The following is a 14,074-nucleotide window of genomic DNA, read 5'->3' as shown; positions in this document are numbered from 1 at the left end:
TAACACGGCCAAGCCATCCGGGCCCACCCCTTTAGGACGCCGTTTCGAGCAGCTTTTCGATCGCCGACCACGCTTCCGGCTCGGTCAGCATCGGCGCGTGGCCGACCCCCGGAACCTCCGCGTAGGCCATGTGAGGCGCGGCGGCGCGCATCCGCTCGACGATCGCGGGGTCGATCAGGTCGGAAATGGCCCCGCGCACCAGCAGCAGCGGGCGGTCCTTCGCCAGGGCGCGGAACAGTGGGTACATGTCCGGCGGAGCCAGGGCCTGCCCGCCTTCCGCCTGGGTCTTGGTGGCGGCTTCGGCGGCGGCCTTGATCGGCGCGGAGATATCGGGGTCGTAGGCCAGGACGAAGCCGCCATCCCTTTCGTCGAACAGTCGGCGGGCGAACACCTCCCAGTCTTTCGGACCATAAGCCGGGAACGCCGCCACGTTGATCGCCTTGGCGTAAGCGACCGCGTCCGCCCATGTCTCGAAGCGGCTAGCCATGCCCGCATAGCCAGCGATGCGGGCAAGGCCGATGGGCGACAATTCCGGGCCGACGTCGTTCAGCACCGCCGCAGCGATCGCGTGGGGTATGATCGACGTCAGCACCATCGTGATCAGGCCGCCCATGCTGGTTCCGACGAACACGGCCTTCGCAATGCCGGCCGCTTGTAGCAGCGAGACGATGTCAGCGGCATAGGTTCCCGGATGGTAGTTCATCGGGCTGGGATCGCGGGACGAAAGCCCTCGACCGCGCACGTCCACCGCCAGTACCCGCCGACCGGTCGCGGCGATCTTCGGCGCCAGATTCTCGAAATCACGAGCGTTGCGAGTCAGGCCGTGGATGCAGATCACCGGCAGCTTCTGGTTCTTGCCGTGAGGCGCGTAGTCCCGGGCGTGCAGCGGCAAGCCTTCGGGCGAGGTCCAGAAGAAGTCGGTGACCGCTTGCATCTCAGCCCTCGTAGGTGAATGGCGAGTCGATCTCGCCCAGCAGCGGCGCGGCGTTATCGCGGTCGTTGGCGGAGATCTCAGAAGCGGGAACCGGCCATTCGATCCCGATCGCCGGATCGCTCCAGCGTACTGCGCCTTCGGCTTGAGGCGCGTAGTAGTCGGTGACCTTGTAGAGCACTTCGCAGGCGTCGGTCAGGGTGACGTAGCCGTGGGCGAAGCCCTTGGGAACGAGCAGTTGCTGGCGGTTCTCGGCCGAAAGCTCGGCGCCCACCCACTGGCCATAGGTTGGCGAGCCTTTGCGGATATCGACCGCCACGTCGAAGATCGCGCCGACCACGCATCGCAGCAGCTTGTCCTGGGCATGCGGCGGCTTCTGATAGTGCAGGCCGCGCTGTATGCCGCGCGTCGTCGAACGGACATGGTTGTCCTGCACGAACGCCGCCTTGAAACCGGCCTCTTCGAGCGCCGACTGGCGGAAAGTCTCGGAAAACCAGCCGCGCTCATCGCCATGGCGCGCGGGCGTGATAAGCAGAACTTCGGGGATCGCCAGCGGCGTGATCTTCATAACGCGTACTTTGCTTTGAGAAACGACCGGTCACCGATGCCGCCTGAGACGATGGAAGACAAGAGCGCTCCGACGGTAACGGTGGTGATCGTGTCCTACCAGAGCGGTCCGACCCTGGCCGAATGCTTGTCGCGACTGGAAACCCAGACCTTCTCCGACTTCGAGACGATCCTGATCGACAACGCCTCGACGGACGGGGCGCCGCAGGCCGCGGCCAAGGCACATCCGTTGGTCGATTTCGTGGAGGCCGGCGCTAACCTCGGCTTCGCGGCGGGCAACAACCTGGCCGCCCGGCGGGCCAAGGGGCGGTGGCTGGCTCTGCTCAATCCCGACGCCTATCCCGAACCCAACTGGCTTGAAGAGCTGATGGCGGGCGCTGCGCGTCACCCGACGGTGAAGAGTTTCGCGTCTCTGCAGCTCTCCGCCGATCGGCCCGGCCTGCTGGACGGGGCAGGCGACAACCTGACGAGCGCTGGCATCCCGTTCCGGGGCGGCTATGGTCGGAAGGCGCCGGCTTCCTTGCCCGAAGGCGAGGTGTTCTCAGCCTGCGGCGCGGCGATGTTGATCGACCGCCAGCTATTCCTAGAGGTGGGCGGCTTCGACGAGCGCTACTTTTGTTACTGCGAGGATGTCGACCTCGGCTATCGCCTGAGGCTGCTGAGCCAGCCGACCCTGCTGCTGCCCAAGGCCAAGGTCGCCCATGTCGGCTCTGCGAGCACGGGCGTCCGGTCCGACTTCGCCATCTTCCACGGATCGCGTAATCGCATCTGGACTTTCCTGAAGAACACCCCGGGCTGGCTGTTTCCCGTCACCCTGCCGCTGCACGCGGCAGTGACGGTTGGGCTGCTGCTGCTGCACTGGCGACGGGGCGACGTTGGCCCCGCCATCCGAGGGATCAAGGCCGCCCTGAAGCGTGACGACTTGGACGCTGTCATGGCCAATCGGCGCGTCATCCAGACGAAACGGAAGGCCTCCCCAGGCGCGATTCTGAGGGTGATGTCGATCGACCCGGCGGCGTTCGTCGGGCGTCGGTTCGTGATCCGGAAAGCGCGAAACCTCTAGACCGAGAGGTCCTCGACCAGGCGGCGCATGAAGGCCGCACCGCGCTGCATCTGGCTGATCTCGACATATTCGTCGGGCTGGTGCGCCTGATCGATTGAGCCGGGACCGCAGATCACAGTCGAGAAGCCCGCGCCCTGGAACTGCCCGGCCTCGGCCGCGTAGGGCACGACGCGCGGTGGGCCGTTGTCGCCGGCCAGCTTGCGGGCGAAGGCCTCGGCGACGCCGTCCTCCTCCGGCGCGAAAGCCGGAGTCAGCGAGCGACGCTCGACCCTCACGCCGCCCTCCGGCGCCTTGGCCTTGATCTCCATGTCCATCGCACGCGCCGCCGTGAAGAAGTCGGCCAACAGCGCTTCAGGGTCCATGCCCGCAGGCGTGCGCAGGTCAAACACGAAGACGCACTCTCGCGCCAGGATGTTGACGGCCGTGCCGCCGTTGACCTGGCCTATGGTCAGGGTGGCGCCCTTGGGCGTGAACGGCGAGTTCGGATCGGCTTCATGCTCCAGCCGTTCGGACAAAGCGACGAGCATGGCCATCAGCTTGATGGCCGCCATGTTCGCCGAGACGCCCAGATGCGTCAGGCTGGAATGGGCTTCGCGGCCCGTGACGGTGACGATGAAGCTGGCGATGCCCTTGTGGGCCCGCACGGCGACCATGTCGGTCGGTTCGCCGACCACGACGAGGGCGGGCCGGGGAAGCTCTCGGGCGATGACGTCGATCATATCCGGCGCGCCCAGGCAGCCGACCTCCTCGTCGTAGGAGAGGGCCAAATGAACTGGTCTGCTCAGAGTCGCCTTGGCGAGATCGGGCGCGGTCGCCAGAGCGAGCGCCAAAAAGCCCTTCATGTCGCAGGTTCCGCGCCCATAGAGCCGGCCGTCGCGTTCCGTCAGCGTCCAAGGATCGCTGGACCACGGCTGGCCATCGACCGGTACGACGTCGGTGTGACCCGACAGCACGACCCCGCCCTCGACAGCCGGGCCGATCATGGCCATCAGGTTCGACTTGGTCCCATCGGCGTTGGGAATGCGCCGCGAGGGCACGCCCAGATCGGCCAGATAGCCCTCGACCCACTGGATCAGCTCCAGGTTCGAGCGTCGCGAGGTGGTGTCGAAGGCCACCAGCTTGGCCAGGATGTCGATGGCGCGGTCGGACAGAACTTCGGAAGAGGAGATCATGGGGCGAGCCTAGACCCGTTCACCCCGCGACGCCTACCCGACTTGATCCCGTCGTCTTCCATTGATCTTTGGAGGGGCAAGACCATGCGCACTCGTGGGCCGATTGGCCGCCTCACGAGCGATTTCATGCCCTGGCGGCGTGACTGCGGGCTTTTCTTGGCGGCCACGGTTCTCTAGAGGGAGCGAACCATGATCCTGACCCTCTCCTGTCCCGACCAGCGCGGCATCGTCGCCAAGGTGTCCGCCTTCCTCTACGAGCGCGGCTGCAACATTCTCGACGCCCAGCAGTTTGACGATCAGGAGACCGGTCAGTTCTTCATGCGGGTGGTCTTCGACGCCGACGGCGCCGATCGCGCGGCGCTGCGCGATGAGTTTGGGGCGCTGGCCTCCACGCTGGCCATGAAGTGGACCCTGCGCAATCGGACCGAGCGCTATCGCGTGCTGCTGCTGGCTAGCAAGTTCGACCACTGTCTGGCCGATCTCGTGTACCGCTGGCGCATCGGTGAGCTGCCGATGGACATCACCGGCGTGGTGTCCAACCATCCGGCCGAGACCTACGCCCACATCGACCTGTCGGACCTGCCTTTCCACCACCTACCGGTGACCAAGGAGACCAAGTTCGAGCAGGAGGCCGAGCTCTGGAAGCTGATCCAGGAGACCCAGACCGACATCGTCGTGCTCGCCCGCTATATGCAGGTGCTGTCGGAAGGGCTGTCGGCCAAGCTGCAAGGCCGCTGCATCAACATCCACCACTCGTTCCTGCCGGGCTTCAAGGGCGCCAAACCCTATCACCAGGCCCACGCTCGCGGCGTGAAGCTGATCGGCGCCAGCGCCCACTACGTGACCGGCGACCTCGACGAAGGTCCGATCATCGAGCAGGACGTCGAGCGGATCAGCCATCGCGACACGCCCGAGGATCTGGTGCGCAAGGGTCGCGATATCGAACGCCGCGTGCTGGCGAGAGCTCTACGCTACCGTCTGGAAGACCGCGTTCTGCTGAACGGCCGCAAGACCGTGGTGTTCACCGACTAGCCCACGGCTTGGCCTCTCTGGTTGCAAGGATACTGAGAACTGGAGTACGGGGCTTCTCTCTTGAGGCGCCCGAGGCTTTCCAGCGCATGCTGCAGCAGAATCTCCGCGTGATGGTGACCGGCGGGTCGGGCTTCATCGGATCAGCCATGTGCCGCCATTTGGCCGGCCAGAACGACGTCGCGATCCTCAATTTCGATAAGCTGACCTATGCCGCCTCGCCGGCCAGCCTCGCCATGCTGGAGGGCAAGGCCGACTATCAGTTCGTTCAGGGTGATGTCGCCGACGCAGCTGCCGTCTCGGCCGCGATCAAGGCTTTCCGCCCCAACGTGGTCATGCACCTGGCCGCCGAGAGTCACGTCGACCGCTCGATCACCGGCCCGGGCGAGTTCATCCAGACGAATATCGTCGGCACCTATGTCACGCTTCAGGCGGCGCTTGAGCACTGGCAGAGCCTGGAAGGCGAGGAAAAGGACCGCTTTCGCTTCCACCACATCTCGACCGACGAGGTTTTCGGCAGCCTGGGCGCCGAGGGCCTGTTCTCCGAGACAACGCCCTACGATCCGCGCTCACCCTATTCGGCCTCGAAGGCCTCGTCAGACCATCTGGCCCGCGCCTGGCATCATACTTACGGCCTGCCGGTCGTGGTTTCGAACTGTTCGAACAACTATGGGCCCTATCACTTCCCCGAGAAGCTGATCCCCCTGGTCACGCTGAACGCGCTGGAGGGTAAGCCGCTGCCTGTCTACGGCAAGGGCGACAACGTCCGCGACTGGCTGCACGTGGAGGATCACGCCCGCGCCCTGCACATGATCGCCACCAAGGGCGTTCCTGGTGAAAGCTACAATGTCGGCGGCCGCAACGAGCGCACGAACCTGCAAGTGGTCGAGGCGATCTGCGACGTGCTCGACGAGTTGCGTCCGCTGCCGGGACGTAAGCGCCGCGAACTGATCACCTTCGTCGCCGATCGGCCAGGCCACGACGCCCGCTACGCCATCGACGCCACCAAGCTCGAAACGGAGCTGGGCTGGAAGGCTCAGGAAACGTTTGAGACCGGTCTGCGCAAGACCGTCCAGTGGTATCTGGACAACGAGTCGTGGTGGGCGCCGCTGCGCGAGCGCTACGCCGGCCAGCGCCTGGGCCTGAAGACCGCCTGATGGCCAGTCCGCGCATCGCCCTGTTCGGCGCCAACGGCCAGCTGGGCTCGGACATCGTCGCGCTGGCGGACCAGCGTAGTCTGGACTTGGTCGCCGTGACGCGCGCCCAGATCGATGCGGCGGACTCTTCGGCCAGCTTTGACGATCTCCACTTCGACATCGCCATCAACTGCGTTGCCGTCACGCGCGTTGACGACTGCGAGAAGGACCCCGCGCCGGCCGTCGCGATCAACGCCCATTTCGCGGGCCGCCTGGCCAAGGCCTGCGCCGCCAAGGGCGCGCGCCTGGTCCAGGTCTCGACCGACTACGTCTATGGCGGCCAGTCCCAGCGTGAGCCTCTGTCGGAGGAGGTCGGTCGCGCGCCGGTCAATGTCTACGGCGCGACCAAGGCGCTGGGCGAGGATCTGGCGCGCCTGGACCATGATGACGTCATCATCGCCCGCGTCGCTTCGCTCTTTGGCGTGGCCGGAGCCAGCGGCAAGGGCGGCAATTTCGTGGAGACCATGCTGCGGCTGGGCGGTGAGCGCGGCCGTCTGACCGTGGTCGACGATCAGGTCATGTCGCCGACCGCTTCCTGGGACGCTGGCGAGGCGATCCTGGACCTGATCGCGGCGCAGGCGCCGGCGGCCGACTACCACGTCGTCAATTCTGGCGCCGCCAGTTGGTGGGACTTCGCCTCGCGGATCATCGAGAGGGCCGAGGTCGCCGCCGAGGTCGCGCCTATCCCGACCAGCGCCTTTCCAACCCCCGCGCGGCGTCCGCCCTATAGCGCGCTGTCCAACGCCAGGTTGGCTAACGTCATTGGCCGGCAGATGCCGCACTGGACTGACGCGCTGGATCGCTATCTCCGCACCAAGGGGCGCCTCTGATCGCGCCTCAAATCCTCCACGATCATCGCGTTGAACCGCCATTCTCCGCGCGAAAGGCTTCACGCTCCGCGCAAATCCGCTCTAGGCTCGACCGTCAGGACTGAAAAAGAAGACGTTATGAAGGGTATCATCCTCGCCGGCGGGTCGGGTACGCGCCTCCACCCGGTGACCATGGCGATCAGCAAGCAACTGCTGCCGGTCTTCGACAAGCCGATGATCTACTATCCGCTGTCGGTCCTGATGATGGCCGGCGTGCGCGACGTGCTGATCATCTCCACACCCCGCGATCTGCCCCTGTTCGAAGGTCTGCTGGGCGACGGCGCGCGGTGGGGTATCAATATCAGCTACGCCGAGCAGGCCAGCCCCAATGGCCTGGCGGAAGCCTATCGCATTGGCGCGGACTTCGTCGGGAACGAGCCCAGCATCCTCGTCCTGGGCGACAACCTGTTCTACGGCGCGGGTCTGGGGCGTCTGCTGCAGGGCGCCAAGGACCGCTCGATGACTGGCGCCAGCGTGTTCGCCTACTTCGTCAACGACCCGCAGCGCTATGGCGTTGTCGAGTTCGACGCCGACGGCAAGGCCATCTCCATCGAGGAGAAGCCGCAGAACCCGCGTTCGAACTGGGCCGTCACGGGCCTCTACATGTACGACAATCGCGTGGTGGACTTTGCTCGCGATCTGAAGCCCTCGGCGCGCGGCGAACTCGAGATCACCGATATAAACCGCCTCTATCTCGAGGCGGGCGCTTTGTCGGTCGAGCGCATGGGCCGCGGCTTCGCCTGGCTCGACACGGGAACCCACGACAGCCTGCTGGAAGCTTCCGAGTTTGTTCGCACGCTCGAACACCGCCAGGGCCTGAAGATCGGCTGCGTCGAGGAAGTCGCCTACCAAAACGGCTGGATTTCGAGCGAGCAACTGCTGGGCCTGGCCCACGATCTGAAGAACTCGCCCTATGGAGCCTATCTTAAGATGATCGCTTCGCAGGGCTGATCTACGACCTCGACCCGCTGGAAAATGGCCTCGGCGTCGGCGACAGTCCTCGCCGACAAGAAGGTCCATCGGGAGGTCTCGTGTCCAAGAGAACAATTCAAGCCGCTTTCGCGGCGGCGTTGCTGGTTGTTCCGGCGAGCCCAGCCCTGGCGCGTCAGGCTCCGGCGGCGGTCGTTCAGTCGGCCGAGGTGACGATCGACAGGGCGCGGATCGACGCGGCGCTGAAGGCCATGGTGGACAGCGGCCGCGCCGTTGGTGTCTCGGCCCTGGTCTGGCGGGACGGGCGCGAGCGCTATTTCGGGACCGCCGGCATGGCGGATCGCGAGGCGGGCAAGCCTATGCGCCGCGACACCCTGGTGCAGATCTTCTCGATGACCAAGCCGGTTACCGGTGTGGCGCTGATGCAGCTTTGGGAGCAAGGCAAGTTCGCTCTCGATGATCCCCTCTCGCGCTACCTGCCGGAGTTCGCCGACACCAAGGTGATCGACGGGCAGGGCGGCGTGCGCCCGCCCGCGAGACCGATCCTGATCCGAGACGTTCTGCGCCATACGGCCGGCTTTTCGTATGGGATGCGCGACACGGCCGCCGATGAGGCGTTCCGGGCGGCTGATCCCCTGAACCTTAAAGTGGATCTGGCCGAGTTCGGGCGGCGGCTCGCCAAGGTTCCGCTTCTGCATGACCCTGGCGAGCGCTGGAACTACAGCGCGGCCGTGGATGTTCAGGCGCTACTGGTCGAGAAGCTCTCTGGTCAGCCGTTCGAGGCCTATGTGAAGGCGCACATTCTCGATCCGCTGGATATGAGGGAGACCGCCTGGACCCAGCCCGAGACGGCCTTCCCGCGTTTGGCTGCTGTCTACAACAAGGGGCTCGACGGCAAGCTCATCAGGGAGGACAGCGCCGAGACGCGGCGCATGAATTTTGATCCGGCTCGACGCATGACGATGGGCGGCGCGGGCCTGGTGGCGTCGATCGACGACTATGCCCGCTTCTCGCGGATGCTGCTTGGCGAAGGGGCGTTGGACGGCGTGAGGATCCTCCGCCCCTCGACCGTGCGGCTGATGGCGACGGATCATCTTGATCCGCGCGTGACCGATCGCTGGTGGTTGCCTAGCAAGGGGGCGGTCGGCTTTGGCTTCGACTTCGCCGTGCGCACGAAACAGCCGCAGGCCGCGACAGAAAACCGGGGCGCTGTGGGAGAGTTCTTCTGGGACGGGCGCGACAGCACGCTCTTCTGGGTCGACCCGGCCAACAGGCTGACAGCCGTGTTTTTCGTTCAGACCTATCCGTTCGACGCCACCTTGCACCATGACCTCAGGGCGGCGGTCTATGGCGCCGGCTATCTTGGCCCCAAGGGTGACTAGGGCCTTGTTTGGGCCTTGAGATCTCGTGGTCTCGACGCGCAGCCCTTGAGGATCTCATCGTCGATCCGAACCTCCGCGAGGTAATCGTAGCGTCGGTCCGACATGCCATCAGAACAATCGCCGGGGGTCAGGCGCAGGATGAGGCGCCGACCGTCGATACGTGCATCGAACACACCATCTTGGCCTTCGGTCTTCAGGGTCGCGTCTGTCGCCGCCTGATCCGGATGGCCTGGTCGCGATAGCGTCAGGCGGTTGGCGTGAATCTTCACGCTCCAGAACGGCTCGGTCCCGAGGGCGTCGAAATCCCCGGAATAGTCCGGCTCCACGAGAGCTGGCGCGTCCGCCGGCGGCGCGGCGTGGTCGGTCGAGCCCATGGGCGACTGGCCGCAGGCGGATATCAACAGCACGACGGTGGCGAGGGCGGCGGCGCGCACGACTTGGCTATCCCCTTGGGTCGGTGAGAGGCTAGACTCCCTGGCGATGAATCGAAACCCGCGCCCCACCTTTCTGGAGTTCTTCGCCGGCGGAGGCATGGCGCGTCTCGGCCTGGGCGACGGCTGGACCTGCGCCTTCGCCAACGACTTTGATCCGGTGAAGGCCGCCACTTATCGCGTCAATTTCGCCGACGCCGGCAGCCACTTCCAGCAGGGCGATGTCTTCGCCCTTTCCGCCGAGGCCCTGCCCGTGGCGGATGTGGCTTGGGCTTCCAGCCCCTGCCAGGACTTCAGCCTCGCCGGCGCCCGGGCGGGCCTGGCGGGTGGCAAGTCTTCGGCGTTTTTCGGCTTCTGGACCTTGATGAAGGCGATGTCGGCCGAGAGGCGGGCGCCGCCGGTGATCGTTATCGAGAATGTCGTGGGGCTTCTGACTTCGCGTCGTGGCGATGACTTCACCGCGCTATGCGGCGCGCTGAGCGAGGAGGGTTATCGCTTCGGCGCGCTTGAGATCGACGCGGCCGCCTTTGTCCCACAATCGCGACCTCGCGTGTTCGTGGTCGCCACGCGCCTGCCCACCGCCAACCTGGAGGGCGCTAGCGCCTTTCATAGCCGCGCTATTCGCGAGGCGGCTGCTCGGCTACCTGAAGATCTTCAGGCGCGCTGGATCTGGTGGGGTATTCCTTCGCCTCCGAAGCGCAACACCGATCTCGCTGCCCTGCTTGAGCCCGATCAGTCGGTGACCTGGCATCCGGCCGAACGGACCGAAGCTTTGCTGGCCTTGATGGCGCCTTCGCATCGTCAGGCGGTTGAGGCGCGGGTCCAGGCGAGGGGGCGGTCGGTGGGCGCGGTCTTCCGCCGTATGCGCGGCGGCCAGCAACGCGCCGAGGTGCGGTTCGACGGCCTCGCGGGGTGTCTGCGTACGCCGCGGGGCGGTTCGTCTCGGCAGACCCTCCTGGTGGTCGATCAGGGCCAGGTTCGTTCCCGTCTTCTGAGTCCGCGCGAGGGCGCTCGCCTGATGGGCTTGCCGGATAGCTATCAGCTCCCGGCGTCCCAGACCTCTGGGCTGCAGATTGTTGGCGATGGGGTGGCGGTTCCGGTCGTGCGGTGGCTCGCCGAAACCCTCTTGGAGCCGCTCGTCTATAGCAAAACTGCAAGCCTTGCCGCCGAATGACCTCCTGACAGCCGAGGGATAGGGGGCTAGGGTGCGCCGCTTCCCGCAACCCCAAGGCTCCGAGGTGTTCCGATGGACGACGCTTCCTCCCTCTATGACGCCGCCCGCTTCAAGCGCGCGGGTCGCGGCAAGATTTATGACTCGATCATCGACACGATCGGCGACACCCCCCTGGTGCGCCTGCCGCGTCTGTCCGCCGAGTTGAAGCCCAAGGGCGAGGTGCTGGCCAAGCTGGAGTTCTTCAATCCGATCAGCTCGGTCAAGGACCGGATCGGGGTCTCGATGATCGAGTCTCTCGAAGCCCAGGGCATCCTGAAGCCGGGCTCCACGATCGTTGAACCGACCAGCGGCAATACCGGCATCGCCCTGGCCTTCGTCGCGGCGGCCAAAGGCTACAAGCTGACCCTCGTCATGCCGGAGAGCATGTCGATCGAGCGCCGCAAGATGTTGCTGTTGCTGGGCGCTAAGCTGGAGCTGACTCCGGCCGAGAAGGGGATGCGCGGCGCCGTCGCCCGCGCCCAGGAGCTGATCGAGGCCACGCCCGGCGCGGTCATGCCGCAGCAGTTTGAGAACGGCGCCAATCCGCTGATTCACCGGGTCTCGACGGCGGAGGAAATCTGGAACGATACCGCCGGCGCCGTGGACGCCGTGGTTTCGGGTGTTGGCACCGGCGGGACGATCACCGGCGTGGGCCAGGTGCTGAAGGCCCGCAAGCCTTCGCTGAAGATGGTGGCGGTGGAGCCAGAGGCCTCGCCCGTCCTATCCGGCGGCGCCCCGGGGCCGCATAAAATTCAAGGTATTGGCGCTGGTTTTGTGCCGGGCGTTCTGGACCGTGGCGTCATCGACGATATCGTCCAGGTCAGCAACGATGACGCCTTCGCCATGGCCCGCCGCGCGGCGGCTATCGAGGGTCTGCCGGTCGGCATCAGCTCCGGCGCGGCGCTGGTCGCCGCCTTCGATCTGGCCCTGCGCGACGAGTACAAGGGCAAGACGATCGTCACGATCATCCCCAGCTTCGCTGAGCGCTACCTGTCGACGGCGTTGTTCGAAGGGCTGTAGAGCCGGTGGGCGCTTGACCGACGTCTACGACAAGGAAAAGCGCTCTGCCGTCATGGCGCGGGTCAGGAGCAAGGATACCTCGCCGGAAAGGGCGGTCCGCCATATCCTGACCCAGCTTGGCGCGCGCTACCGCCTGCATCGGAAGGACCTGCCTGGAAATCCCGATATCGTCATGCCGGGGCGCCGGCTGGTCGTATTCGTCCATGGTTGCTTCTGGCACGGCCACGACTGCCAGCGGGGCGCGAGAATCCCGCAAGCCAACCGCGACTATTGGCTGGCCAAGGTCGCCCGTAACAGAGCGCGCGACGAGAAGGCCGCTCAGGCCCTGGCCGTCGGCGGCTGGGCCGTGGAGACGGTCTGGGAATGTGAGCTGAAAGAGAAGGATCGCCTGACACAGCGTCTAGCGATACGACTTGAGGCCTCTAAAGCTCCCAGATCATAGGGGCGAGGACCCGTTCGATCCGGCTTGACCGCTCCCACCTAACCCAACGTCCTCTCGGCGGCGGATCGCGTGTCCATAGAGTCCGCCGACGAGACCGGCGGGGTGCGCGCCAAGGCGGCGTAGAGCTGGAACGGGTCGATCGGCTTGGATACGCGGTCGTTCATCCCGGCGGCGACGCAAGCTTCCCAGTCCTCCGAAGTCGCCGAGGCGGTGACGGCGATCACAGGCGCATTTTGGTTGGGTCCCGTGCTCGCGCGTAGGATTCGGGTGGCGGCGCGCCCGTCCATGCCGGGCATGTAGACGTCCATCAGAACCACGTCGAACACCTCCGACTGAAGCATTTCGAGAGCTTGCTCGGCGGATTCGGCCAGCGTCGCGCGGACGCCCAAGGGTTCCAGCACCAGTTCAAGTGCGCGACGATTGACGAGGTGATCGTCGACCACCAGCACCCGTAGATCGGCGATGGGCGCCGCTGCGGACGCGTCCGCCGGCGCTTCGGCGATCTCCAGCTTGGCGCTGAGGGTGAACTGGGCCCCGCCGCTGGGCGGGCTGCTCGCCGATAGGTCTCCACCCATCAGGCGCGCCAATTCACGGCTGATGACAAGCCCCAGCCCAGAGCCTCCATGATGACGGGCGATGGCGTCGCTGAGCTGCTCGAAGGGCGTGAACAGCCGAGAAAGCGAGTCTTCCGGTATGCCGGGGCCTGTGTCCGCCACCTCGATCGACAGCAGGACCATCGACCCCTCGACTTGAGCACGGGGACTGACCGTTATCTCGCCGCGGGTCGTGAACTTGAGCGCGTTGGACAGGAGGTTGTTCAGGACTTGCCGGAGGCGCATGGCGTCGCCCGCCACCCAGCGCGGCAACGCCGCGGCGCCCTTGACCCGCAGGCGCAGACCCTTGCGCGTCGCTTCGGGTCTCCAGAGCCGCACGGTATCCGCGATGGTCTGACGGAGGTTGAAGGGCGCTTTCTCGACCGACATGCGTCCGGCTTCCAGGCGCGAGAAGTCCAGCAAGTCGTTCAGCAGGCTCCGCATGAGCCCACCCGCGTCAGCGATCAGCTGGGCTTGGACCTTCGCGCTGGTGTCCTGAGCCTCGCCGTGCAAGCGGGCCGCGCCGGCCAGAATGGCGCTGATCGGCGTGCGTAGCTCGTGGCTAATCATGGCCACGAACGCCGACTTGGCCGCGACGGCTTCTTCCGCTTCATGCCGCCTCCGCTCGGCCTCGTCTTTGGCCTTGGCCGCAGCCTTGAGCGCGGTGTGCAGGGTATAGGCCGCGATCGTGACCGTCGCGATCAGCAGCAAGGCGCCAAACCACAGAGCGTTGGCCAAGGGTGACCCAGGGTTGGCCGCCCGCGCCACCAGCGGAACGATCAACAGATAGAGGACGTAGGGCGTCGCGGCGGAGATGATCGCGGAACGCTGGCTGCTATTGATCACCACCACGTTCAGCAAAGCTCCCGCTAGCAACATGCCTCCTAAGGTCGGGGCGAAGCGCGCCTGGGAGGCGAATAGCGGCAGGGAAATGAAGCCGAAGACGGCGGACGTCACGAACGGAAGCGCTGTTGAGCTCAAGCGCCGCCAGACCGTCTGGGCGCGTTCCGATTGCTGTCGGATCCAGGTGGACACCCAGGGCTCGACGAACTGCAGGGCGGCGTAGATCGCGGCCCACAGCCATACGCCATGCAGGTCTATGAAGACGTCGAGGATCAAGGCGATCGCGAAGGCTGCGATCAGGCGTAGGGACGTATTCGCGCGCCGTGAAGCCAGCGCGTGAGCGGTCCGCCGTCTCTCCCCTGTCGCGCCCATCAGCGCCATTCCCGAGAAGGC

Annotated in this window: 14 protein-coding genes; 9 read left to right on the top strand and 5 right to left on the bottom strand. The window is 65.8% G+C overall.

Features of this window, described 5'->3' with window-relative positions; translation table 11 throughout:
- Positions 1-31 precede the first annotated feature (31 nt).
- Positions 32-934, bottom strand: coding sequence for an alpha/beta fold hydrolase (locus CSW59_RS12265; protein ID WP_099444286.1), 903 nt, complete (start codon positions 932-934; stop codon positions 32-34).
- Position 935: 1 nt separating this feature from the next.
- Positions 936-1,499, bottom strand: a complete 564-nt coding sequence (gene rfbC / locus CSW59_RS12260) for a dTDP-4-dehydrorhamnose 3,5-epimerase (RefSeq protein WP_099444285.1) — start codon at positions 1,497-1,499, stop codon at positions 936-938.
- A 36-nt stretch (positions 1,500-1,535) separates the two neighbouring features.
- Here rfbC and CSW59_RS12255 point away from each other — a divergent pair, with 36 nt between their 5' ends.
- Positions 1,536-2,561: a glycosyltransferase family 2 protein gene (locus CSW59_RS12255; protein ID WP_099444284.1), complete on the top strand. Its 1,026-nt coding sequence runs from the start codon at positions 1,536-1,538 to the stop codon at positions 2,559-2,561.
- Here the strand turns inward: CSW59_RS12255 and argE are convergent.
- The gene (gene argE / locus CSW59_RS12250) at positions 2,558-3,733 is read right to left on the bottom strand and encodes an acetylornithine deacetylase (protein WP_099444283.1); all 1,176 of its coding nucleotides are present in this window, start codon (positions 3,731-3,733) and stop codon (positions 2,558-2,560) included. The genes CSW59_RS12255 and argE overlap by 4 nt on opposite strands.
- Positions 3,734-3,922: 189 nt before the next feature.
- Here argE and purU point away from each other — a divergent pair, with 189 nt between their 5' ends.
- The 5 genes from purU to CSW59_RS12225 all read left to right on the top strand — a co-directional run bounded on the left by purU (position 3,923) and on the right by CSW59_RS12225 (position 9,139).
- Positions 3,923-4,765 carry a formyltetrahydrofolate deformylase gene (gene purU / locus CSW59_RS12245; protein ID WP_099444282.1) on the top strand — a complete coding sequence of 281 codons (843 nt, stop codon included), beginning with the start codon at positions 3,923-3,925 and terminating at the stop codon, positions 4,763-4,765.
- Between the two features lie 86 nt (positions 4,766-4,851).
- Positions 4,852-5,919 (top strand): dTDP-glucose 4,6-dehydratase, encoded by a 1,068-nt coding sequence (gene rfbB / locus CSW59_RS12240; RefSeq protein ID WP_099444281.1) that lies wholly within the window; start codon positions 4,852-4,854, stop codon positions 5,917-5,919.
- Entirely contained in the window at positions 5,919-6,788 is an 870-nt protein-coding gene (gene rfbD, locus CSW59_RS12235) for a dTDP-4-dehydrorhamnose reductase (RefSeq protein ID WP_099444280.1), read from the top strand. The genes rfbB and rfbD overlap by 1 nt, the downstream gene beginning before the upstream one ends.
- Before the next feature lie 117 nt (positions 6,789-6,905).
- Positions 6,906-7,778: a glucose-1-phosphate thymidylyltransferase RfbA gene (gene rfbA, locus CSW59_RS12230; protein WP_099444279.1), complete on the top strand. Its 873-nt coding sequence runs from the start codon at positions 6,906-6,908 to the stop codon at positions 7,776-7,778.
- 80 nt (positions 7,779-7,858) lie between these two features.
- Entirely contained in the window at positions 7,859-9,139 is a 1,281-nt protein-coding gene (locus CSW59_RS12225) for a serine hydrolase (RefSeq protein WP_099444278.1), read from the top strand.
- On the opposite strand, the gene CSW59_RS12220 is transcribed toward CSW59_RS12225, so the two are convergent.
- Complete coding sequence (locus CSW59_RS12220; protein WP_099444277.1) at positions 9,136-9,573, bottom strand: COG3650 family protein; 438 nt, start codon at positions 9,571-9,573, stop codon at positions 9,136-9,138. The two genes, CSW59_RS12225 and CSW59_RS12220, sit on opposite strands and share 4 nt — an antisense overlap.
- A 46-nt stretch (positions 9,574-9,619) precedes the next feature.
- Between CSW59_RS12220 and CSW59_RS12215 the strand changes: the two genes are divergently transcribed.
- The 3 genes from CSW59_RS12215 to CSW59_RS12205 all read left to right on the top strand — a co-directional run bounded on the left by CSW59_RS12215 (position 9,620) and on the right by CSW59_RS12205 (position 12,245).
- Positions 9,620-10,744: a DNA cytosine methyltransferase gene (locus tag CSW59_RS12215; protein ID WP_099444276.1), complete on the top strand. Its 1,125-nt coding sequence runs from the start codon at positions 9,620-9,622 to the stop codon at positions 10,742-10,744.
- 72 nt (positions 10,745-10,816) lie between these two features.
- The gene (gene cysK / locus CSW59_RS12210) at positions 10,817-11,803 is read left to right on the top strand and encodes a cysteine synthase A (RefSeq protein ID WP_099444275.1); all 987 of its coding nucleotides are present in this window, start codon (positions 10,817-10,819) and stop codon (positions 11,801-11,803) included.
- A gap of 13 nt (positions 11,804-11,816) precedes the next feature.
- Entirely contained in the window at positions 11,817-12,245 is a 429-nt protein-coding gene (locus tag CSW59_RS12205) for a very short patch repair endonuclease (RefSeq protein ID WP_099444274.1), read from the top strand.
- A gap of 38 nt (positions 12,246-12,283) precedes the next feature.
- On the opposite strand, the gene CSW59_RS12200 is transcribed toward CSW59_RS12205, so the two are convergent.
- Complete coding sequence (locus CSW59_RS12200) at positions 12,284-14,062, bottom strand: ATP-binding protein (RefSeq protein ID WP_201722787.1); 1,779 nt, start codon at positions 14,060-14,062, stop codon at positions 12,284-12,286.
- Between the last annotated feature and the right edge of the window lie 12 nt (positions 14,063-14,074).

It is taken from the genome of Caulobacter sp. BP25 (assembly GCF_002737755.1).
Lineage (GTDB): Bacteria > Pseudomonadota > Alphaproteobacteria > Caulobacterales > Caulobacteraceae > Caulobacter.
This window is presented reverse-complemented; position numbering and strand designations above follow the sequence as displayed.

Excerpts from the sequence above, each read along its gene's own strand:
- CSW59_RS12265 (WP_099444286.1), bottom strand. The coding sequence starts at position 934 with ATGCAAGCGGTCACCGACTTCTTCTGGACCTCGCCCGAAGGCTTGCCG.
- rfbC (WP_099444285.1), bottom strand. The coding sequence starts at position 1,499 with ATGAAGATCACGCCGCTGGCGATCCCCGAAGTTCTGCTTATCACGCCC.
- CSW59_RS12255 (WP_099444284.1), top strand. The coding sequence starts at position 1,536 with ATGCCGCCTGAGACGATGGAAGACAAGAGCGCTCCGACGGTAACGGTG.
- argE (WP_099444283.1), bottom strand. The coding sequence starts at position 3,733 with ATGATCTCCTCTTCCGAAGTTCTGTCCGACCGCGCCATCGACATCCTG.
- purU (WP_099444282.1), top strand. The coding sequence starts at position 3,923 with ATGATCCTGACCCTCTCCTGTCCCGACCAGCGCGGCATCGTCGCCAAG.
- rfbB (WP_099444281.1), top strand. The coding sequence starts at position 4,852 with ATGCTGCAGCAGAATCTCCGCGTGATGGTGACCGGCGGGTCGGGCTTC.
- rfbD (WP_099444280.1), top strand. The coding sequence starts at position 5,919 with ATGGCCAGTCCGCGCATCGCCCTGTTCGGCGCCAACGGCCAGCTGGGC.
- rfbA (WP_099444279.1), top strand. The coding sequence starts at position 6,906 with ATGAAGGGTATCATCCTCGCCGGCGGGTCGGGTACGCGCCTCCACCCG.
- CSW59_RS12215 (WP_099444276.1), top strand. The coding sequence starts at position 9,620 with ATGAATCGAAACCCGCGCCCCACCTTTCTGGAGTTCTTCGCCGGCGGA.
- cysK (WP_099444275.1), top strand. The coding sequence starts at position 10,817 with ATGGACGACGCTTCCTCCCTCTATGACGCCGCCCGCTTCAAGCGCGCG.
- CSW59_RS12200 (WP_201722787.1), bottom strand. The coding sequence starts at position 14,062 with ATGGCGCTGATGGGCGCGACAGGGGAGAGACGGCGGACCGCTCACGCG.